The organism is Shewanella algae (assembly GCF_009183365.2).
Lineage (GTDB): Bacteria > Pseudomonadota > Gammaproteobacteria > Enterobacterales > Shewanellaceae > Shewanella > Shewanella algae.
The window spans coordinates 3,590,671-3,614,370 of sequence record NZ_CP068230.1; the positions used below are offsets into that span (position 1 = coordinate 3,590,671).

General features: G+C 49.2%; 15 protein-coding genes, 1 tRNA gene and 1 pseudogene. 4 read left to right on the top strand and 13 right to left on the bottom strand.

What is annotated here, in order from left to right:
• Positions 1–12 precede the first annotated feature (12 nt).
• The 4 genes from dnaG to E1N14_RS16125 all read left to right on the top strand — a co-directional run bounded on the left by dnaG (position 13) and on the right by E1N14_RS16125 (position 4,787).
• A complete protein-coding gene (dnaG, locus tag E1N14_RS16110) occupies positions 13–1,740 on the top strand; it encodes a DNA primase (protein ID WP_045283521.1) in 1,728 nt (575 codons plus the stop codon).
• 133 nt (positions 1,741–1,873) lie between these two features.
• Complete coding sequence (gene rpoD, locus E1N14_RS16115) at positions 1,874–3,721, top strand: RNA polymerase sigma factor RpoD (RefSeq protein WP_101059504.1); 1,848 nt, start codon at positions 1,874–1,876, stop codon at positions 3,719–3,721.
• Positions 3,722–3,901: 180 nt separating this feature from the next.
• Positions 3,902–3,978 (top strand) — tRNA-Ile (locus E1N14_RS16120).
• A gap of 140 nt (positions 3,979–4,118) precedes the next feature.
• Positions 4,119–4,787 carry a hypothetical protein gene (locus tag E1N14_RS16125; protein WP_025010512.1) on the top strand — a complete coding sequence of 223 codons (669 nt, stop codon included), beginning with the start codon at positions 4,119–4,121 and terminating at the stop codon, positions 4,785–4,787.
• Between the two features lie 303 nt (positions 4,788–5,090).
• Here the strand turns inward: E1N14_RS16125 and E1N14_RS16130 are convergent, their stop codons facing one another.
• From E1N14_RS16130 to nqrF, 13 genes and pseudogenes are all read right to left on the bottom strand, one after another.
• Positions 5,091–5,555 carry a hypothetical protein gene (locus E1N14_RS16130; protein ID WP_025010511.1) on the bottom strand — a complete coding sequence of 155 codons (465 nt, stop codon included), beginning with the start codon at positions 5,553–5,555 and terminating at the stop codon, positions 5,091–5,093.
• 154 nt (positions 5,556–5,709) lie between these two features.
• Positions 5,710–5,950, bottom strand: a pseudogene (locus E1N14_RS22235) (transposase); the annotation flags it as partial.
• Positions 5,951–6,147: 197 nt separating this feature from the next.
• Positions 6,148–6,606, bottom strand: coding sequence for a DUF2846 domain-containing protein (locus E1N14_RS16140; protein ID WP_025011861.1), 459 nt, complete (start codon positions 6,604–6,606; stop codon positions 6,148–6,150).
• A gap of 48 nt (positions 6,607–6,654) precedes the next feature.
• Complete coding sequence (locus E1N14_RS16145; protein ID WP_025011862.1) at positions 6,655–7,350, bottom strand: hypothetical protein; 696 nt, start codon at positions 7,348–7,350, stop codon at positions 6,655–6,657.
• 8 nt (positions 7,351–7,358) lie between these two features.
• Positions 7,359–14,807 (bottom strand): FG-GAP-like repeat-containing protein, encoded by a 7,449-nt coding sequence (locus E1N14_RS16150; protein WP_062793927.1) that lies wholly within the window; start codon positions 14,805–14,807, stop codon positions 7,359–7,361.
• Positions 14,808–15,389: 582 nt separating this feature from the next.
• A complete protein-coding gene (gene dinB, locus E1N14_RS16155) occupies positions 15,390–16,466 on the bottom strand; it encodes a DNA polymerase IV (protein ID WP_062793929.1) in 1,077 nt (358 codons plus the stop codon).
• A 154-nt stretch (positions 16,467–16,620) separates the two neighbouring features.
• Positions 16,621–18,627 carry a methyl-accepting chemotaxis protein gene (locus E1N14_RS16160; protein WP_025011864.1) on the bottom strand — a complete coding sequence of 669 codons (2,007 nt, stop codon included), beginning with the start codon at positions 18,625–18,627 and terminating at the stop codon, positions 16,621–16,623.
• A gap of 248 nt (positions 18,628–18,875) precedes the next feature.
• On the bottom strand, positions 18,876–19,343 hold the full coding sequence (bfr, locus tag E1N14_RS16165; protein WP_025011865.1) for a bacterioferritin: 468 nt from the start codon (positions 19,341–19,343) through the stop codon (positions 18,876–18,878).
• A gap of 10 nt (positions 19,344–19,353) precedes the next feature.
• On the bottom strand, positions 19,354–19,827 hold the full coding sequence (gene bfr, locus E1N14_RS16170) for a bacterioferritin (RefSeq protein ID WP_025011866.1): 474 nt from the start codon (positions 19,825–19,827) through the stop codon (positions 19,354–19,356).
• Between the two features lie 161 nt (positions 19,828–19,988).
• A complete protein-coding gene (locus E1N14_RS16175) occupies positions 19,989–20,969 on the bottom strand; it encodes a GGDEF domain-containing protein (protein WP_025011867.1) in 981 nt (326 codons plus the stop codon).
• A 104-nt stretch (positions 20,970–21,073) separates the two neighbouring features.
• Complete coding sequence (nqrM, locus tag E1N14_RS16180) at positions 21,074–21,298, bottom strand: (Na+)-NQR maturation NqrM (RefSeq protein ID WP_025011868.1); 225 nt, start codon at positions 21,296–21,298, stop codon at positions 21,074–21,076.
• 16 nt (positions 21,299–21,314) lie between these two features.
• Entirely contained in the window at positions 21,315–22,346 is a 1,032-nt protein-coding gene (locus E1N14_RS16185) for an FAD:protein FMN transferase (protein WP_025011869.1), read from the bottom strand.
• A 62-nt stretch (positions 22,347–22,408) separates the two neighbouring features.
• Positions 22,409–23,665, bottom strand: a complete 1,257-nt coding sequence (gene nqrF, locus E1N14_RS16190) for an NADH:ubiquinone reductase (Na(+)-transporting) subunit F (RefSeq protein ID WP_025011870.1) — start codon at positions 23,663–23,665, stop codon at positions 22,409–22,411.
• Positions 23,666–23,700 lie beyond the last annotated feature (35 nt).

Sequence of the window (23,700 nt, forward strand, 5' to 3'; positions counted from 1 at the left end):
TGACTCAGTCTGATGGCTATACCTCGTGATTTTATCAATGAGCTGATTGCTCGCACAGACATAGTTGATCTTATCGATCACAAGGTACCCCTTAAAAAAGCGGGTAAGAATTATTCTGCCTGTTGCCCTTTCCACAGTGAAAAATCACCCTCTTTCACCGTCAGCAGAGACAAACAGTTTTACCACTGCTTCGGCTGTGGTGCCCATGGCAATGCCATTGACTTCATCATGGAGTATGACCGTCTCGAGTTCCTCGATGCCATTGAGGAGCTGGCAAGCCAACTGGGGCTGGAAGTGCCGCGGGAGAACAATCCCAACCGTCGTCGCGACGAAGGGCTCAGCCGCGATCTCTACCAGTTGATGGAAGAGGCCAACAGGTTTTATCAAAGCCAGCTCAGGCAACACCAGGACAAACAGAAGGTGTTGGACTATCTGGCCTTTCGTGGGTTATCGGACCAGGTTGTCGAGCGCTTCGGCATAGGGTTCGCCCCCGACGGCTGGGACGGTTTACTGAGCCGTTACCGCTCGCAGCAAGAGTCGCAGGACAAGCTGCTGACTGCGGGGATGATCATCAGCAACGACAACGGCAAGCGTTATGACCGCTTCCGTGACAGATTGATGTTCCCGATCCGCGATAGGCGCGGCCGGGTGATTGCCTTTGGTGGCAGGGTGTTGGGAGATGGTACCCCCAAATACTTGAATTCTCCGGAAACGCCCATATTTCATAAGGGTAATGAGCTTTACGGTCTGTATGAGCTGAAGCAGGCCCACAGAGAACCCCGGCAAGTGCTGATTGTCGAAGGTTATATGGACGTAGTGGCGCTGGCTCAATTTGGGGTCGATTATGCGGTAGCCTCTCTGGGCACCTCGACCACAGCCGAGCAGTTTCAGCTGTTGCTGCGCAGCGCCAAAGAGGTGGTTTGCTGCTACGACGGCGATAACGCCGGTAAAGAAGCCGCCTGGCGCGCACTGGAAACCGCCCTGCCACTGCTGAAGCCCGGCGATACAGTGCGCTTTATGTTTTTGCCCCAGGGGGAAGATCCCGACTCTATGGTGCGCAAGACAGGCAAAGAAGCCTTCGAAGCTTTGATAGATGAAGCGCAAACACTGACAGGGTTTCTGTTCGATACCCTGACCACTAAATACGGGACAGACAAGGGCAACCTGGCGAAACAGGCCATAGCCCTAATTGAAAAGATTCAAGACACTGTGCTGCAAAATCTGTTGCTCGAAGACCTGTCACACAGGCTCGGCATGAACAGCGCAGATGATCTGAAGAAAAAGCTGGGATTCAAGGGCCCCCAAGGGGTTGCCCCCGCCCGGCATAAAGCGCTTAAGGGCCGGGGTACACCGCTGCGACTCGCCGTCGCCTTGCTGGTACAACACCCACAGTTGGGGCTGAATTTGATCCCCCAACCGGCTCTCAAGCATTTACAGATGGCTGGCATAGACTTGCTGGTCGAATTACTGGATTTGACTCGCGCCCAGAAGATGAACAGCGCACAACTACTTGAGCAATTCAGGGATACGGACGAATTTTCCGCCCTGAGAAAACTGGCCCAATGGGAGCATCAAGTGGCGGATGAAAACCTGGAGCAAGAGTTCAAAAAATCCCTGGTATGGCTGAATAATCAATACATTGAGCAGCGCTATCAGGAATTAAGTCTGAAACAGACCCATACTAAAGAAGAGAAAATACAGCTTAAGAAGCTAATCGCGGCCATGAAAAGCCGCCAATGAGCTCTCTCAATTTATGGGTCCGGTCGCCGGACTAGCACAGGGATGCGCACATGGCTATAATTGACGATTTGTGCGGCAAGAGCCCAAGGCCGCTGCCCATCGTTGTAACAGTTACCCAACTTGGATGATATCTATGGATCAAACTCCGCAGTCGCAACTTAAACTGTTGCTCGCCAAAGGCAAAGAGCAAGGTTACCTAACCTATGCAGAAGTGAATGACCACTTGCCTGCAGATATGGTCGATTCCGACCAGATCGAAGATATTATCCAGATGATAAATGACATGGGTATCCGAGTGTTTGAAGAAGCACCGGATGTCGATGACATTATGATGTCGGAAGACAGCACGGATGAAGATGCCGCCGAGGAAGCCGCCGCCGCCCTGGCCTCAGTCGAGAGCGAGCTGGGCCGCACCACAGACCCAGTGCGTATGTATATGCGCGAAATGGGCACAGTGGAACTGCTGACCCGCGAAGGCGAAATTCAGATCGCCAAGCGTATCGAAGAAGGCATCAACACGGTACAGAGCTCAGTCGCCGAGTACCCACAGGCGATCGCCATGATCCTCGAACAGTTTGATCAGTTCGAGGCCGAAGAGATCCGCCTGTCCGACATTATCTCTGGATTTGTCAATCCCGACGAAGACGATGTAGGCCCAAGCGCCACCCATATTGGTTCTGAACTGTCCGATGATGATCTGGATGATGAAGATGATATGGACGACGATGACGAAGATGACGACAGCGATTCCGAAGATGAAGGCTCCAAAGGCCCGGATCCGGAAGAAGCCCGTGAGCGTTTCGGCCAACTGCGTGCCGTCTATGAAAACTCACTGAAGCTCATCGAACTCAAGGGGCGCGATCACCCCGAGTCAGTCGCGGCTCTGTTCCACATCGGCGAAATTTTCAAAGAGTTCCGCCTGGTGCCCAAGCAGTTTGACCGTCTGGTCAAGAGCATGCGCAGCATGATGGACAAAGTGCGGGTTCAGGAACGCCTGATCCTCAAGCTTTGTGTTGAACAGGCCAAAATGCCGAAGAAGAACTTTGTTAAGCTCTTCACCGGCAACGAAACAGATATCAGCTGGTTCAACGCCGAGATGAACTCCGGCAAGCCATACGCCGAAGGCCTGAAAATGGTCGAGGAAGACGTGCTGCGTTGCCGCGCCAAACTGGAAGCCATCGAAGCCGAAACCGGCCTGTCTATCGCCTCAATCAAAGACATCAACCGCCGCATGAGTATAGGTGAAGCCAAGGCTCGCCGTGCCAAGAAGGAAATGGTTGAAGCCAACTTACGTCTGGTTATTTCTATCGCCAAGAAATATACCAACCGTGGCCTGCAATTCCTGGATCTTATCCAGGAAGGCAACATAGGTCTGATGAAGGCTGTAGATAAGTTTGAATACCGTCGTGGCTATAAGTTCTCTACCTATGCTACCTGGTGGATCCGTCAGGCCATTACCCGCTCCATCGCGGACCAGGCCCGTACCATACGTATCCCGGTACACATGATAGAAACCATCAACAAGCTCAACCGTATCTCGCGGCAGATGCTGCAGGAAATGGGACGCGAGCCTTCTCCGGAAGAGCTGGCCGAGCGGATGATGATGCCGGAAGACAAGATCCGCAAAGTGCTGAAAATCGCCAAAGAGCCTATCTCCATGGAGACCCCTATCGGGGACGACGAAGATTCGCATCTGGGGGATTTCATCGAGGATACTACCCTCGAGTTGCCACTGGACAGCGCCACCAGCGAAAGCCTCAAGAGTGCCACTCATGAAGTGCTGGCAGGCCTGACAGCCCGCGAAGCCAAGGTCCTCAGAATGCGTTTTGGTATCGACATGAACACTGACCACACCCTGGAAGAAGTGGGCAAGCAGTTCGACGTTACCCGTGAACGTATTCGTCAGATTGAGGCCAAGGCACTGCGTAAGCTGCGTCACCCGAGCCGCTCGGAAATCCTCAAGTCCTTCCTGGACGAGTAAGCAAGCTTTTGTACAAAAACCCCGCTACGCGGGGTTTTTTATTGCCGTTATGCCTCGAGTCTGATTAACAGATAACCACTTGAAAGCAATGACATCAATAATGCGCAAAACACGGGTGACAAGCACGATTAAACTTCGTATACTCTGTCCCGCTTCTGGTGATGACGATTGCCTTAAGCTGGCCCCTTAGCTCAGTTGGTTAGAGCACACGACTCATAATCGTTAGGTCCCCAGTTCGAGTCTGGGAGGGGCCACCATTTTTCGAAGGCTTAGCTAACTCAATTTAGCTAAGCCTTTGTTGTTTCTGGGATATAGCCTTTATCACTATCCTTTCCTCTCTCTTCCCATCGATAAATGCCTTATAGTTGACTACTCGTCACCAACTGTAAAACCGAATATGGATATTCTCGATAAGTACGAACTAAAAGAGTGGTGGAACACAGCACTAACGCCTGCTCAACGTGACCAAATCTCACGCGACTATCAGCCAATGGGTTACCCGTCTGGCGCACGTTATCTCTATGCAAAGCTGGTTGGCAAATCGTATTGTGAAACAGATAAGTGCTGTTTTCTGGATGTGTTGGCATGTGTAGCTAAAGATGATGCTAAAGACATCATTAGGGACAAAACCGAGCAAGCAGTTAAAGAGGCTCTTAGCCAGCCAAGGAAAAATTACAAAGACATTCATTTAGCACTAACTGGCTTAATTAAACATCACTACCGCCTTCGACAGAATCCAGCGCACTACAACAAAGCAAAAGAGCTTTGTTTGCTACAAATATCCATTTCACGCCAAGCTGCGAGTGCTTTCAAAAAGCCGCCTAAACCACATGGCATGAACATGAAGAAATTTGAGGAACTGTTAGGCCATACACCTGTTGGCTATGACACTCCGCAAATGATGCCTTCTCATCTTGGCTATAAACAACTGGCGATAATTCTTGAAAAGGAAGGGGAGCTTGAAAGTGCTCTTGAACTTACAGAGAAGGCTTTAAAACAAGGCTGGACGAATGATTCGGACAAATGCATCACCAAACTAACGGTAAAGCTAGACAAACGAAAATAATCCTTTTTATAGAGTATGATAACCCGCGTTAAAGGTGCCAAAAAACGCCGCTAGTGATGTCCAAAACTCAAGATTATCACCATAAAATACCAGGAACCTCTAAAATACCCCTTAATCATCATTGGATTACTGTTTAGTTGTGGTGAGCTAACGCCACATAATCCAGACGAAATTGGTGTCTACATTAAGTGTAAAGACGCTGTATCAATAGTCGGAGGCTAACTAACGCGATATTAAAGTTAGGCATCCTCATTTTTATTCCTTTCCATTTTATTCGCCATTAAGGTTAAGTATCTTCATTTTTCAATGGCAGTCAAAAACTTTCTCACCTTGGTAGAATACTTTTCCAGACTCAAAAAAATACATGCGCTCCTTAGCGACTCCACAAGTGTCAACATTGATGACACCATTACCTACACCCGGTGTATCAATAAAATATTCCGACATATGAGGATTGCGAAGCCGATAAATATTGAACCCATCATCTAAAACACCGCTACAAGACAAAATACCTTTATAATCATCTTTTCTATCTTCAAATGAACCTGTATCTCCATGCGAGAAAAATACATCTACAAATTCATCACTATCAACATAAACTACATATACACGATCAACTTCTTCTATATCCTTCCCATCACCACTTGCTGCATATGCATTTAAGCAAGAAAAAATCAATGGCGTAAAAAAATCTGAAGTTGACTTGCTTTCAATTGCCACACAAGCAAATTGATTCAAAAGAACAACAATTAGTAACAAGAAGCGCATGACTATAACACCTTATTGGGTAGTGTATCCAACAGTATTCGCTCACCTTCTGAGAGACTATCGCCCTTGAGGAACTTTGCCGCCACAGGATTGCCACTAAAGAGCCCTGTCCAACGCTCAATGACTTCAAATGGCGACAACGATTGTTGCGTAGCAAGGTCGATTTTGAGCACCAAATGGTAGTGATTACTCATGACCGCATAAGCGCAAACGTCGATGCAGAATATTGACGACAACTGCCTGATTTTATCCACTATCCAGCCACGCCTATGTTCGTAACTGCGCCCCGACAGTGCATCTTCACCACACAAAAACGCCCTTCGGACGCAACGGTTAATCACGTGGTAAAAGGGCGTACTTTCAGCATCTATCAACTGGCGACGGGCTGTGGTCATAACCAACCTTGACTGAGCTTTGATGGGTATTTCAAAGCCTAGTCAAGGCTGTGCGAAACATCAAAAAGATCTGGCTGTCCTGTTTTCACTTATTAAAATGCACAAAAATGTTCCCAGCACTCTGCCATTAGAATAAGCATATCAAATTCAGCTAAAATAAGCCTCCTGCCCTAACTAACATACATGCTATTCAGCGATCATTTACTACATCGACCTTTCTTTGCCATGTCAAGCTTAGTTACAACTTCCTTCCCTTTTTTATCTTCAACATGCTCTAGACCAGCACCACCAACAAAAACCCCGAGTTTTATATACTGTTTTATGAAATAGTTTCTGCCAGTCTCTGTCTCTAGTACTAAGTCGTTAGGAGAAAATTCAGACTCCGTAGATATTGTGTGCTTCTGCCCTCCCTTAACTTCATGATAGAAGAAAATGTTAGGGGCTGTTTCGCCAATACAGTCACCGTCAACAAAAACATCTTTCTTCAGCGCTCCACCTAGATTGCCATGCCGATATATATACAGACCGGCATGCCCATCAGAAGGAGTAGTAAACTGTTTAGCTTTATTTGTAACTTCAGTACTTTCAGTAGGTACAGAAGCACATCCAGCAAACAGCATAGACACACAAAAAATCAATAACAGCTTAAATTTCATTCTACACCTCAAAAGACAACTAATTACCTAAAACTAAATCATAATGGTTTACTTCATAGTGTATCGTATTCCCACCGGATAAAAATACACCGTATACTCCTTTCTCCCTGAATCATCTATAAATGGCAGATTAATAGTGAAGTATCCATCATCTCCGACAAAATTGATATTCATAGCAACTAATTCACCACAGAGTATATCAGGGTCTACTATTAGCACTCCGACTTTGACCAGACTTAAGCCAGTCTCTCGATAGGGCAACTCGATACGCTCCCCTTGATAAAAATCAGAGAAAGCCTCTTCGGAATCAGAATATCTACAAACCAATACCCCTTCCTTCCCTTTCTCCAAACTTGGGTAACGTTTCTTCTCTAGGAATCGAAGGGGAGTCTTTCTGCCGGTTCGATACTGGTCCAACACCATATTTTGTACATCCAGAGAAATCCCTGCTTTTCGTGATGTTATAAAAATCTCTATGTTAATATCATCCAGATAGTCAATACCCGTTTTCTTTCGTGGATGATTATATATACCAGGGATCATGAACTTAACTTGCACACCATTATCAAAACTAAGTACCGGGCTGGTGATCGGAGAGTCGTAGCCGGTATCTATTGGCCCTAAGTACTCCTCCGTATCAACCCTGTTCAGGCCATAAGCGGTATGAGTATCATAGACATAATAGGCACATCCTTGTAACCAATAGCCCATAAGAAAACACATAGTCAGAAATATATTTCGCATTACGGCCCTCATTCCTGATTAGTCAAATAATAACGGTGATTCTCTAGCCCCAAAGCATAATACTGAGCGGCTATAGCGGGAGGAATTGTTGTCGCCAAGATAAGATTATTTTGTATATTCCATTTAGCCATCCATTTATCGTGGAATACGGAAAAGGCTCTAAAACCACCGACGTTTTCTGAAGACCATTGTAGTACAGGTGAATATTCCGACATCCAGTAATTCACATTAGAAGTGTCAAATATCACCCTGTTTTCCGCTGGTGACCAGTCAAAAAAGTCCATTCGAGGTTTAGCCAGTGAGCTTTTCAATACCTCAAGGTCTTTTGCATTGAGTGTTGACACATCCCGTCCCACAAGCCCACGCCTCACAGCATCAGATCCTACCTTGACTTCTACCGACGTTCCAGTGTTGCTAACATTGGCATTTTCAACACCTGTACCCTCGAGCTTAATAACAGCGTTCTCCTTTGAGGTATTCCATGATGATTCATATCCTGAGTACTTATCCATAGCAATTTTCAAGCCTTGAGCTATAACCGCCAATTTAGCACCTTGACTACAATTCCCACCTGATGCGGCTCCTGCAGCACATCCTCCCAAAGCAACAACACCGATACGGTTGAATGCATCGCCAAAGCCACCAACACTCCCAAAGTTGGCGTATCCTCCTGCTGCTCCGGCTATCGCTCCGGAAAAAGCCCCCTTTAGTGCCCCTCTCAAACTACCGGTTGCAAGCGCTCCTCCAGCAAACCCTCCGGCTGCTCCCGCTATCGCACCGGTTGCGACGGCTCCGGCTGTTGTCAAAGATGCGGCACTGGTTGTAGTTGCTGCTGTCCCCCAAGTAGCCCCCCAACCAGCAACCCAACCCGATGCTGCGCCATATGTAACAACAGTCACAATAACGGCAACAATCGGTTTCCAGAATTTTTTGAAGAATTCTCCTATCTTCTTAAAGAAGAACCCACTCGGATCGGAATAACTCATCGGGTTATTCAAAACATAACTATAACGGTTATAGCTTTGTGTATTGGTTGGCGCTTGGATATGCGGATCGGCCTGCAAGAAACGTCCTATGGTGGGGTCATAGATACGCCCATTCATATGGATAAGATTCAGGTTATCTATACCTTCATGCCCGGTATAACCTTTGGATGCAGCTGGCGCGATATAATCATTCAACAGTGAATGGCTATAGGCGGCGGTTTGTTTACCCCAAGGGTCATAGGTAAACTGCTGCACCACATTACCGGACTTATTGGTAATCGTCGTGGTTGAGCCTTGATGATCTTTGTGCAGGTAAAACTCGTCAACAGTGTTATTACTACGCTTGGTTATCACCAAATTGCCGACATACAATTTTTGCTCGGTGAGTGCCGGTTTGTTGCCGCCGCTACGGGTGACTTTCTCATACCCCCCGACATATAAGGTGGTGAGATAGCTTGTCACTCCCGCTTCAACTTTAACGTCGTAACGCTCGAAGCGTTGCCGGTTGGCATCATACTTAAAGCGGGTTGATTCCCCACCTTGAGTAATGTTGGTGACCAAATCGTAAGAACTGTAAGTGAAACGGCGACTGCCATCCTGGGTGATATTGCCATTATTGTCATAGGTCATGGTATGTGATGGCCCATCGGATATCAGGCAACTTGAACCATTGAGCACACCATTGGCCGGACAGGAATAGATCACTGCGGCACTGAGCTGACGGCGACAACTGCTACCGGAAACCGACCAACCACTTGGGCAACTCCAACTACTGGGGCTGGCTGTCTGGGTACCTGTGCAGTTGGTTCCTGACAGCGCAGTTCCAGCAGGACAGGACCAGCTAGGCGCTGCAGTATAATTCTTGTTACAGACACTACCCGATAAGGTACTGCCGGCCGGGCATGACCAAGTGTTGTTTTGGGTCACTACTTTGTTGCAGCTACTGCCGGACAGGGTACTGCCTGCGGGACATGACCAGCCATTACTCTGGGTTTGCAATTTGGTGCAGCTGGAGCCTGAAAGCGTACTTCCTGTTGGACAGGTATAGGTATAATTCGCCAGCTCTGTTTTCTTACACTGCTCTCCACCAGGCCACACATTGTTATAACCCGAAGGGCATTTCCAATCACAGACTTGGGCACGGGTACTGAACTCAGGGATAGTACTCTTGGGGTCTCTACCTCCTCCACCACTTCCCGTACATACCCATTTAGCCCAGGTAGTACTGGTTTGAGTACACTTATCTTGTGCACTGGAATAGCTATAACCAGCCGGACAAGTCTTGGCAGCACTGGAAACCACCTTCTTCTCACAGCGTTTAGCACTGCTGTTGTAGGTGTATCCGGCTGAGCAGGTTGCGGTTGCCTGTGATGTCACAGTCTTCTGGCAGGTACTGCCATTCCAGTTGTAACCCGCAGCACAAACGGCGGTTGCCGGACTGGATACTGTTTTAAGGCATTGACTACCACTCCAGGAATAACCTGCCTGACAAACAGGAGTCGCAGGCGATGAGATGGCTTTCTGGCAGTTGCTGCCATTCCAGCTATAGCCGACAGGGCATACCGCAGTGGCCGCTCTTGTCTCCGTTTTGAGGCAACTGGTTTTGCTGCTGTTGAAAGCATAACCTGCCGGGCAGGATTTGCTGGCCGCAATTGTACTTGTGTTGGCAATGGAGGCCAGACGATAGGGGTTGGCGCTATCGTAGCGGTAATCACCAACACCGGTTTTAAAGGTGATATTGCCCAAATCGTCATATTGCATCTCATGGGTGGCTTTAAAGTCTGATGGCAGACTCGTACCACCGGAGTGGATGCTGACGGTACGTTCATACAAGCGATACAAATCATCATAGTGATAGTTTTCGCTGAATGTGGCCGGAGCCGAAGACAGGCTGTGCTGCCGGTACTCCAGGTTACCCACGGTATCAAAACGATAGTCAAGCTGATGGGCTGTTACTCCAGCAGTGGTCAAATTGATACCGCTAACCCAGCCAGTGGTTGCATCAAAAACGGTTGATTCCTGGGCACCATTACCATAACGCACCTGCTCCACCTGACCTCGGGCATTCATTTCGGTGATAGTTTGATATGCCTTACCTGTTTGTTGGTCGGTACGCTTGAAAAGGTATCCCTGAGCGTTGTAGTGGTTGACAACCGTCAGCAAGTTATTGGGGTATGTCTGAGTCGCCGCTCTGCCATGGCTGTCATAGCTAAAGCGATGCTCATAGCTACTACCTGCTATGCTTGTCTTGCTGCTGGCCAACCGGCCGGCACTGTCATACCCGCTCTGCTTGCTGTGTACCCAGCCGGTTTGAGAGCAATTGGACACAACGGTGTCGAAACGGGTTTCCGTAATAAGTAAACCGGCAGTTTTGCTGCCTTTGTTACCATAGGTCCAGCAAGAGGTGCCATCTGGCTCAGTTTGCCTGACTTTACGCCCTAGAATGTCATAGTAGATAAAGCTGGATTGGGATTTACCATTGGTCTGTGACAGCATTTCGCCAAAGGCGTTATAAGTGTAGCGCCACTGTCCCTTATCAATGTCCTTGGTGCTGATTTTGCGGCCGTAGGCATCATAGCTTGCCTCGGTGCGCAGCAGCTCTTGTCCCGAGGCTGAGGTGATAAAACTTTTCACCAGCTTGCCACTGGCATCATAGACAAACTCCAGTTCGTTGCCGATATCATCAACAACTTTAAATTGCTCACCCATGGCATTGGAGATAGCACGCTTTTGCTTGCCATTGGGGTCTATCGTCAGCGTCTCAAATCCCAGATATTGAATACTGGAAACGCCGCCGTTGGGATTGGTTTGGTTGATGACCCGACCAAAGTGGTCGTACTCTATTTCGGTGTAATAGGCACTGATACCGGCAAAAGCGGGTTCATATTGTCTGACAGGCCTTCCCTGCGCATCGTAGCTAGTTGCAGTAACAATCCATTGCCCATCAAAACCCTGCTTCTGCTTACCGACTTCACGGCCATATTTATCTGTGATGACTTTGGATTGAGGCGCACCGGCCTTGGTCTTGGTGGTAACCAAATGGCCATGACTGAGAGGTGAACACCCGGCATCACAGGTGGCATACTGATAGCTTGTTGGAACACCATCCGGAGTGACTTCCCGCACCAGCCTTCCCCACTTGTCATGGTCTTTGGTCAGTTTGCGACCATTGGCATCAGTCACGGTAATTTGAGTGATTTTACCCGTTACCTGGTCTGCCGACTGACCATTGTAGGTATAGGTGCTGCTGTCGCCTGCCGCGTTGGTCACTGTCTTGAGCAGACGCCCTCTGGCATCGAATAAATAGCTCATCTGTCTCGACTGCTGGGTGTTGCCGGCGGCATCTACGCCTCCGGTGACCCGCTCGGTCAGGGTGTTGCCGTAAATGTCATAGGTTTTGCCGGTAGTCAATTTGTAGCGATTGTCATTTGGCGATACCGTTGAGTTCATCAGCAAACCGTTATCGTAATAGCTGAATGCGCTCTCGGTCACTATCGCCTGAACCTGCTCTCGCTGATTAAAGCGTGATTTAGTCACCCTGGTATGACTCAGCCGCCCCTTGGCTTCGCCGCCACCTTGACCGTCATACTGGTTAACCGTCTCGACCCTTGAAACCAATTGATTGGCCTCAAGGTCAGTTACATCCGCTTTAATGGCAATAGCATTTCCCCAGTCGTCGAACTGAGTCTGGGTGTTTGTCTGCGTTAACTCCCTTACCACCCCATCGCTGCCATATTGCGAGGTGCGCTCCACTACGTTTTCTTCAACCCGGCGATAAATGCCGTCATTGCCTCGCTGAAAGCTGTATTCATTGATTGCCGAGTACAATGTTTTTCCCTGATAGGTTTGTTTGGTTGCCAGGGGCAAACCTATTTGCGGGAACAACTGATGATAGATAGTCTCGGTCACCACCTGAGTCTGATTGTCTATGGTGCGTAATAACTCAAACCCGGCCGGGCCACGCCCCAAACGGTTTATCAGCAAGCCGCCATACTCATAGTTAACGGAAACCTGGCTGCCATCCCCGGTTTCGGTGGCAACTTGCTTGACGACTTTTTGCGGCGGAATAAGGGAGAAGTTACGACTGTTGTCCAGATAACTGGATACCTGAGTCTTATAGACACTGTATTCGCCAGCAGACTTTTCCGTCAGCGGCGCGTAAGTCACCCTGGTCTTGACTCCAAATCCGTCGGTAATCCCCTTGATGGTATTGTGATATGCATGGCTCTTATGGGTTAACCTTTGCCATTGACCGTCTCGAAAATAGACAATATCCAGCTTTCCACGACCATCAATATCCGCGAAATTCAATGGTTGATCGGACAGGTCATTGATTGCGCCATAAGTGGTCCATGAAGTTAACTCGGGGTTGGAGTGATACACCAACGCCTGAGACGAGGTATGCTGAACCACTATTTCGGCTCTACCATCACCCACGATATCGATAAAATAGGTTTTGTACTTCTGAGCATCGGAAGTGGTAATGCCCGTATCGATTCGAGGCAAGAAACCATTGCCATCTGACAGTTGAATAAACCATTTATTATTATGGACATAGGCAATATCCGACAAGCCATCACCATTGAAATCGGCACTGCGTAAGGTATTGGCGATATTGAGGTAATTGTGCTGCCCACGATAGATTTTTTGATGCCGGCGATAACTGGAGCCAGTAGAGACATAAAGGTTCCAATACTCGTAATCACTGACAGACCAAGTACCTCTGATGTCCATCCGGCATTCGTTTTCGGTCACACCAGAAATCACTTTGCCGCTACCGGAGATACACACAGCTTCCCGCTCTCTAACCTCCAACATAAAGTCGGTGAGTCCATCACCGTTGATATCCATAAAGGAGCTGCCAAAACCTCGACTGGAATGCCACTGGTGAACGCTGGTGTTGTGCCCAACTTCAGTACTGGGGAAGCTATAAAGACTTTGCGCCGCAGCAAAACTTCCATTTCCCAAGTTGCGATACCACTTGATGGCGCCACCATCAATGAAGATGATGTCCTCCAATGCATCACCATTGACATCGGCAACCAGCGCCTTACCTTCAAGCCCGATAGCCTTAAGCCCCAAATCCTTGAGCGTGTAATTCACCACACGCTCAATATCCTCACATAGTTGAGTACCGCCGCCATTAGGCTCACACACTGTGTGCTGATAGCTGGAGGGTTTAAAGGACAGAATTTGCCAATTGGCGGTTTCACTGTTGGCCACCAGCAAGTCTCGCTGGCCATCACCATCATAGTCTATAGTTTGGGCATAAGCCGCCTTACCGGCACCGGTCGAGGCCATCGCCTGTTCAATACCCGACTGAATACCACGCTTGTACCAACGCCCGTCCCGTACATAAACGATATCTGATAAACCGTCACCGTCCATATCAAAAAACTTGGCGGTGTCGTTGTTACCGGACGGAATACTCAACGCCCGTCTGCCGGAAAAGGGCTGATAAGCAGGGCCAGCAGACGCACTCGCCTGTCTGTCCCACTCAAAGGTTATCGGTGTACTGCAGTCGGTTTGGGTTTGACCAATACAGGCTTTAACCTGCTCAAGGTAATCATGCTTATCACTGGAAGTCGCCTTGTGATACGTCAGGTAATAGGTTTTGTCGACTTCGTCATCCAGCCTCACCTCAATCTTTTGCAGTTGCTGCTTTATCGCAACAGAGGTGCCATAGGAATAACCATACTTAGGGTAACTGAGGGGGGTATAGATAAATCTGACCTGATTATAGGGAGCCTCACCATTGCTGTGCCCGGCATAATCGATGCTTTTCAGGTATTGCTCACCAGCGGTGTTTTCATAGTGATAACTAATGTAGTTACCTACGGAGTCCTCAATGGCCTTCAGACTCCAATGATAAATCACATCACTGTTGTTTTGAGATACGGACCGATAACCATCTCCGGATGATGAGGTGCCATTCACATCCAGAAACTGCTTCCCGGAAACCTCATCCACATCGCCATAGAAATAGGTGTCTCCCGATTTGGTTTCAACCTTGAAGGCCGCTGGACCGCCGCCAGGCGCCTGGCCAATCACAGTCACCACAGAGGCATCATCCAGCTCCTTACGGTACTCGGCGCCATTTAGACTATGGGTTCCGGCGGTTAAAACCAGACGAGCACCGTCAAGGCAGTAACTGTCCTTGTTGGTAAGCTCTACACCTTGTAAATAGCCATCCTGTTCAATGGTTTTTGGGCAGCGGCTGATGGCGGAAAGCCCTTGAAGCCCCCACCCCAATCCCATAATGGTTTCTCCGCCACCTGATGAATAACTCAGCTCTACGGCGGGCTTTAACTTGCCTCTGGCTGCGGGTGTATCTATGGGGATGGTATATGTTGCCGCACCTTGCTCACTAACCCGAAAAGAGCCACTTAAAGGGACGCTGGATGAAGCAAATACATTGTTTTGGGTAGCAATAGAGAGCAAAAAAAGGGAAATGGGGAGCCCGTACTTCATATAAAACACTCCATGTTTTAATTATTATCAATAGTCCCAAAAAAAACGGGTTAAGCCAACTTAAAGCAAACTTTTTGTTATCCAAACAACCTACCACAAAAAACTAAACATTAAAATAATTAACTTTTACATTACCAATCTTCAGGTGTTACTCAGAAAGCTCAAAGAGTTAAGAAGGATACAAACAGAAACACTCACCAAGAAAAAGCGAAAATTCAAAGAATATTTCCCATCAAGCAAGTTAAATGCTTCTTATAAAACCATCACCACATCAAATCGATTTAAAACTTATTACAAAGATCTCAAAACGTAACTAAGTAGAGCCCATTCACTCTAATATAGAAATCTATTAAAAATAGATTTTGGTTTTTTTAGAATTTGAAATTCGCAGAAATTCAACAGAAAGCTTGTATCGAGCTTATAATTACGTATATACAGTAAGACTTACACTGCGACAGTGGCAAGGTATCGCCAGCTATGCTTGTGAGTCGGAATACGCTGAAAACCTACTATAAAGAGCCCATATGGAACAGAAATGGAGCTTGTTTATCCCCTCGCTGAGTGCAAACCATCAATTGGGGATTAGAAAGCCAGATCCAACTGCAGCAGAGCTTCCTCTGCCGGTGAGTGGCTGTCATCCTGGCTGACCAGCCCGGCAGCCACCCCCAGCAGACGGATGCCTCGGCCGTTGGCTCTTTGCAATGCCTGGGTCAGCAAGTCATCCAGCAGGCGCACAGATAACTCACTCGAGCGGGTTTCTATAGTGGTCTGTTTAAAGTCACTGAACTTGAGTTTGACCACCAGCTTATGAATTTGCCTGTCTTTGGCTCCGCGCTCCAGGCGGCGGGCCAACTCCTGCACCAACTGTGGCATGACCTGGCGACACTGGGCCAGGGTATGAATATCCTCTGCCAGCGTGGTTTCTACCCCAACAGACTTGCGCTCTCGGTTGATGGTCAGTTCACGCTCGTCTATCCCCTGAGCCCTTTCATAAAGTAAGGTTCCGAACTTCCCAAACCGCTGTTGCAACATGGCCAGCGGCACCTTTTGCACATCCGCGCAGGTATGCAGCCCCATATCGGCCAGCTTCTGGGCGGTGACCTTACCGACGCCGGGGATCTTGATAAGCGGCAGGTTTTTTACAAACTCAGGCAGTGCCTGTGGCGTGACCACATACTGGCCGTTGGGCTTGTTGAGATCCGATGCCACCTTGGCGAGAAACTTGACCGGGGCGATACCTGCCGAAGCCGTCAGGCCGGTTTCCGCCAGGATATCGGCGCGAATAGCTTCGGCAATTAGGGTGGCCGAGCCTTGGTATAACGAGCTATCGGATACATCCAGGTAGGCTTCATCCAGCGACAGAGGTTCAATCAGTGAGGTATAGCGGGCGAAGATGGCCCGGATCTCTGCCGAGACTTCCTTATAGACAGACATGCGCCCGGGGATCAGCAGCAGATCCGGGCAAAGCTTTAACGCATAGGCCGAGGCCATGGCAGAGCGAACGCCGAATTTACGCGCCTCATAATTGCAGGTGCTTATCACCCCGCGTCTGTCACTGCTGCCGCCGACGGCCAGAGGTCGGCCACGATATTCTGGAAAATCACGCATCTCCACTGCGGCAAAATAGCAGTCCATGTCGATATGTATGATCTTTCTCAAGCTTGCTTTCCGGATCTCAAAGGGCTCGGTCGAGCCGGACACAAACAGAGTACTGTATAAAAACACAGTTAACAAGCCAAGATAACGAAAAAGTAGATCAATCGAGAGCAAAAAAGGAGAGCCAAGGCTCTCCTTAATAGATTTAAAGCTCGTCTTAATCGATGCGGAACTGACCTATGTTGCGCCCCAGAGCCGTGGCCAACTGTTGGAATGCCTGCATCTGATGTGACAGCTCTTCGCTGGCGCTCAGGGATTCATCGGAGCGGCCACGAACATTTTCAATGTTGCAGGCCACTTCTTCGGCCACCACAGCCTGCTGGCCTATCGCCGCAGTGATCTCCATGGTTTGCAGCTGGATGGCATCCACTGCCGCGGTTATTTCTGTCAGTGCCCGCTCCACTTCCAGAGTCAGGCTTTGGCCCTGGTTGGCCTCCCTGACTCCGGCTTCCATCACCTGTTCGGCTTGTTGTGCCTGTTGCTGCAGAGTCTGGATAATGCCCTGAATATTGGTCGTGGAGTCCTGAGTGCGGGATGCCAGGGTGCGCACCTCATCGGCCACAACCGCAAAGCCCCTTCCCTGCTCGCCGGCGCGGGCCGCTTCAATGGCGGCGTTGAGTGCCAGCAGATTGGTTTGCTCGGCAATGGCGCGGATCACACTGAGCACCTCGCCTATCTCCTCTGAGCTGCTTCTGAGCGCCCGAATAACCCCCGCAGCCTGGTTGACCTGAGTAGAAAGTGAGTGCATTCCCTGACTGGCCTGCTGCACCACATCTGCGCCGTTTCTTGACTGCAACAGCGCCGTCTCGGCAAACTCGGCGGCTCGTTGGGCGCTGGTCGCCATCTCCTGGCTTGTGTGGGCCATTTCGGTAGCGGCTGTGGCCACTGAGGCAATTTCCTGTTTCTGGGCGCTGACAGAGGCCAGTGCGTTGTCACACACCTCAGCCGCGGCGGCAACCCCATTATCCACCCGACCACTGAGCTCACGGGTTTCCAGCAACAGACTCTGCACCTTGGCGGCGAAACGGTTGAATGCGGCGCCGAGACGCCCAAGTTCATCGGCGCGGTTGATTTCAATCCGGCGTGACAAGTCGCCCTCACCCTCGGCGATATCTTCCATGGTGTGCAGCAGGCTATTGAGATTACGCCGAAACGGCAACATCATCAGGAAAACGGTTAACGCCACCAGTAAAATAATCCCCACTGAGACCAGGCTGGTTTGCCAAAGGCTTTGCTTCACCGGTGCCTGAAACACTTCATTGGGCAACATGAACCCCAAATACCAGCGCACTTTGGGATAGTCACCGCGAATGGCAATGTAGCTCACCCGCTGCAACTCTCCCTGATAAGTGACTTCGGCAATACCGGCATCCCGGGTTTGCATTTCACGTTTCAGTTCACTAAAACCCTGATTGTCGCCGCTGAGATTGTCAATAACGGCCGCATCAGAGCCGGCGGGAAACCCCTGGTTAAAACCCGGGAAGTAAACCAGCTTTCCCTGCTCCGTCATCAAAAACGCCTGGCCTTCGCCCCGGTATTTGATTGGCGCCAGCAGGTTTTTACCTATGGTATCGATGAGAATATCCATACCGCCTATGCCTATCAGGCGACCATTGGCATCCTTGACTACAGTCTTGACCGTGGCCGAGATTGAGCCGTCGTTGGCATCCACTGCCGGGTCGCCGACAAACAAACCATTTTTGTCTATCGCTTCCTGCCACCAGGGACGTTTGTTGGTGTAGTAGTCGGGATCGCCATCGTAACGGCCATTGAGATCAAAGTACTCGAAGGTATTGGCCGAGCCGAAGAACACCGACTTGATCTCCTTGTCCTGCTCGGAGAAAAAGTGGAAGTAATCCACCAGCTGTTGATAGCCGGGATCGAGACTGAGATCTGAGCCACGGCTATGGTATTTGGCAAACCAGTTATTGATGGCAGGGTTAGCAAAGACAGAGTGAATAATCTGCCCCTTGGCGTAGAAGTAATTGCCTATTTCATTGGCCTTGAGGGTGATCAGCGCCGATATGTCCTGATCTATGCGGGCACGGGTATCGTCGCTGCTACTCTTTACCATCACGGCGGCCACTATAGACAACAACAACGCCAGGGCACCGACGATAGCCAATACAAGTTGCAAACTGAGAGAACGTCTTATCTGCTCCATTGCGAGTCCTATTTGTTATATTTTTATTTAAGGAAACCAGCAATGTATCAGAATCTGTTAACAATTTTGAATACTAAATGACAAGAAACAATATAATTTTCTATGTAAACAATCCCCTGCACCAAACCGAAGCAATTCAGTGCCTTATTGCCCAATTTAAGTACATTCAAATTTAATTCAGGCTCAATGCAGCACCAGATAGCAAAAGAGCCGCAATAGCGGCTCCTGTCGGGACAGCTTTGATACCGTTACATCTTGGACTGGATGTAATTCTGTAGCCCAACCTTGTCGATAAGGCCCAGCTGTTTCTCCAGCCAATACATGTGGTCGTCTTCGGTTTCTTCCAGCAATAGCTCCAACAACTCCCGGCTCTGATAGTCCTTGAGTTGCTCACACAAGGTGATGGCTTCTCTCAAGTTAGCGGCAACCTTATATTCATATTGCAAGTCGTTGTGCAGCATCTCCTGCACATTCTTGCCTATGGTGAGGGCGTCGCGACTGGCAACATCCGGAGTGCCTTCCAGAAACAGTATCCGTGCAATCAACTTGGCGGCATGCTCTCTTTCATCGTCCGACTCATGCTTGATCCGCTCATAGAGCTCATTCAGCCCCCAGTCTTCATACATATGGGCATGCACGAAGTACTGATCCATTGCCGACAGTTCCCCGGTCAGCAGCTTGTTGAGCACATCTATGACTTGCTGATGGCCTTTCATACCTGTCTCCTTATTCTTTCTCAATCTGTGACTGCAGATAGTTAGCCAGTCCGGTCAGGCTTATCAGCTCAAACTGAGCTTCCAGCCAATCCAGGTGTTCCTCTTCATCTTCCAGCAGATCCTCGAGGATATCGCGACTGACATAATCACGCTCAGTCTCACACAGGGCAATGGCATCTCGCAGCACTGTCAGTTGCTCTTCCAGCATCTGTTTGTCACAGGCCAGCATCTCTTCGCTGTGTTCACCTATGCGTAACTTGTCCAACTGTTGCAAGTTGGGCAGGCCTTCGAGAAACAACACCCGCTCGATAAGCTTGTCGGCGTGCTTCATATCCTGAATCGATTTCTTGTAGGCTTTGTGGTTGAGTCCTTCCAGGCCCCAGTTCTTGAACATGCGGGCATGAAGGAAGTACTGATTGATGGCTGTCAGCTCACAGGTCAACACCTTGTTGAGCTGGGACACCACTTTGGGATGACCTTTCATTATCTCGTCCTTTAGCTTTGATTAAACTTGATCCAAGTCAATGTTTCCAGCCTAGCCCAAAGCGGGACGCATTACAAATTAACCTTTAATTTCACAAGCTTACAAAAGATAACCATTATCATTTTAACTAAGGTTAGCAAGCTGCTTTTAAGCACAAGTGATTAAAAAAGCTCGATATCATCTTCTATCTGTGGCCCCTGAAGCTTGCCTTCTTCCAACAGTTGCCCATAAAACGCCACTTGGTTGCGACCATTGCCTTTGACAAAATACAGTGCGTTGTCGGCCTGATTGAGCAAGGTTCCGGGCTCAACCCGGGGATCTATCCCCACAATGCCCATAGAGATGCGGATCCCGCCCAACCGCTCCTGCTGCAATTTGGCCAACCTGTGGGTAAACTCCTGACACAACTTAAGCAAGGCACTGCGGGTACGCGGCGCCGGCAGGATAACAAACTCATCACCGCCAAAACGGAACATGAGATCCTGAGGGTTAAACACCTGCTTCATCAGCGCCGAAACCTGCAACAGGACTTCATCGCCATAGAGGTGGCCGAAGGTATCGTTGATTTTCTTGAAGTAGTCTATATCGAAGATGCAAATCCACAGCTTGAGCTCCTCTTCGGCGTCCATACTCGCCTGTTCCTGCTTGAGTTCACAGGCAATTTCCACCGAACTGTATAACTGTGGCAAAAAGGCTTTGCGGTTCAATAGATTGGTAAGGCTGTCGGTTTCACTCTCTACCACAATATGGAAATAGTTCTCATAGACTTTGGCAAAACCTCTGAGCAAAACCATATCTTGCTCAGTCAATAAAGGCGCGCTGACCAAGAGCACCTTGGTGAGTTTATCGTTGATGATGATGGGAACGGCCAACTCTTGGTGCAGACCGTTAGAGAAACAGATCTCCCTTTGCTGTTCGATACAGAGTTTGACCGATACAGCCAAGATGGCGCCGTTGACATTGCGCTGGCCATCCAGGCCCCCTTTACGCTTGGTGAGCTTATCCACATCCAGAATACACACCTCATCTATGCTGAGCATTTGCGATACTGTGGACACCAGGCTCTCGGCAAGAGAATCCAACTGCCGCTGCTCGGTCAACTGTACCACTGAATCGAGAATAGCTTCCGGCTCTCTGCTCATCGGCATATCTCCTCTACAGAGCGCTTGTCCATGCCACAGAGTGTAGTACAGCAGGAATTAACGGGCGGAGCGGGCGAAAAAAAGGCCTCCGAAGAGGCCCTTTTTCAAATAATTCTATCTTTGGTTAAACGCTCGCGCCGGGCTTCTTCAGCCGCTTCACGGGCCTTGCGTTTATCGCACGGCTCATCACAGTCGCAGGCCTTTTCTATACCCAAGACCCCGAGGCCACCACAGCTACCCTGTACCGCCTTGCGCTTGATTAAATAACCCACAGACATCAGCAGGAAAAACGCCAGCAGAATCACAAAGGCCGCAATAAAAGTACTCATAAAGGCTCCAATTACTCTAGTGGACGAAGGCTTTAAACGCAGAGCTATAGTATACCTTAAACCCTTCATCCTGTTTTTCAATCAGCATGATGGCCAGCTTTTCCTTTTCGGCCAGGGCCAACGAGGCTTCTGTGCCCATCACCATCATGGCAGTGGCGAAACCATCGGCCGTCATACACTCAGGGTGCAACACAGTGACAGAGGCCAGTCTGTGCTCTACCGGAAAGCCACTGCGAGGGTCGATAATATGAGTGAAACGCTGTCCGTCCTCCTCATAGTAGTTACGATAGTCGCCCGAGGTAGCCATGGCCATGGTGCCCGGCTCTATCACCTGTTGCACCGCCCGGCCATTATCCGCCGGCTGCTCTATCGCCACCCGCCAGGGTTTGCCATCGCCTTTGCTTCCCTTGACGCTGATCTCACCGCCAATCTCCACCAGATAACCTTTGGGCTGATACTTATCCAGCAAACGAGCCACTTTATCGACCCCGAATCCTTTGGCTATGGATGACAAGTCCACATAGACGCTGGACTGACTCTTGCTGAGCAGGTCCCCTTCTATCTGAATGGCATCTATCCCCATCCGCGCCTTGGCCTCGGCTATCTGCTCGGCAGAAGGCACTTCCAGAGGCCGTTTGTCCGGGCCAAAGCCCCACAGGTTGACCAAGGGCCCCAGGGTGATATCGAGCGCGCCGTCAGTGAGCTGATATAACCTGATTCCTTCATGGATATTGGTAATGGTATCGGCTGAAACTGTCAGGCTCTGGCCTTGCTTGAGCTGATTGAAACGCGAAAGCTCGGAGTCGGGTCTGTAGGTCGACATCTGGTCGTTCACCTGCTCCAGTGCCATATCGATTTCAGCCTGCAACAACTGGGCATCCGGCAAACCTTTGCTGTTAACCACCTTAATATGATAAGTGGTGCCCATGGTGCTGCCGGAGAGCACAATCACTTCATCCTGACTGCTGCAACCAGAAACAAAAAAGGCCAATCCCATAAGGACCAGCCAATTTGCCAGCGTTGTAAACTTAGCGGTCTTGAACTGCATACTATGAATTTCCCTTACAAACTGGCACTGCCAAAAGGCAGTGCCAGGGAATGAACTAATGCTTAGCCACCGAAGTCATCCAGGAGGATGTTTTCATCTTCAACGCCAAGATCTTTCAGCATAGCAATTACCGCTGCGTTCATCATTGGAGGTCCACACATGTAGAACTCACAATCTTCAGGGGCGTCGTGCGACTTGAGGTAGTTCTCATAAAGCACGTTGTGAATGAAGCCTGTGTAGCCATCCCAGTTATCCTCAGGCTGAGGATCGGACAGGGCCACATGCCAGACAAAGTTATCATTCTCAGCCGCCAGGCCATCGAAATCTTCAACATAGAACATTTCGCGCTTGGAACGGGCACCGTACCAGAAGCTCATCTTACGCTTGGACTTAAGACGCTTGAGCTGGTCGAAGATATGAGAACGCATAGGCGCCATACCTGCACCACCACCGATAAAGACCATTTCAGCATCGGTATCTTTGGCAAAGAACTCACCGAATGGACCGGAGATAGTGACTTTATCACCTGGCTTGAGACTCCAGATGTAAGACGACATCTTACCACAAGGCAGACTCAGATTCCGTGGTGGAGGTGTGGCAATCCGCACGTTCAGCATGATAATGCCAAACTCTTCCGGATAGTTGGCCATAGAGTATGCACGAATGGTTTCTTCATCGACCTTGGATTCCAGGTTGAAGAAGCCAAAGTGTTCCCAGTCACCACGATACTCTGCTGGAATATCGAAGTCTTTGTACTTCACATGGTGAGCAGGGGCTTCAATCTGAATATAACCACCGGCACGGAAAGGTACAGACTCGCCATCAGGGATCTGCAGCTTAAGCTCTTTAATGAAGGTCGCCTTGTTATCGTTGGAGATAACAGTACATTCCCACTTCTTGATGCCGAAGATCTCTTCGTCCAGCTCAATTTCCATATCTGACTTGACGTTAACCTGACAAGACAGACGGCAACCCTTACGGGCATCACCCTTGCTGATGTGATCCAGTTCGGTTGGCAGAATATCACCGCCACCGGACTTAACGTTGACACGACACTGACCACAAGAGCCACCGCCACCACAGGCAGATGACACGAAAATACCGTTGTTGGCCAAAACGCCCAGCAACTTGCCACCGGCAGCAGTGGTAATCGCCTTCTCTGGGTCACCGTTGATGCCAATAGTAATATCACCGCTGGAGACCAATTTGGATTTGGCGAACAGGATCACCAATACCAGGATCAGAACTATCGCGGTAAACATACTCACACCGAGGTAAACCTCGAGTGGAGTAGACTTAAAAATACCAAGAATATCCATTAACTTATCCTTAGAGGTTCAATTTCGGAAGCCGC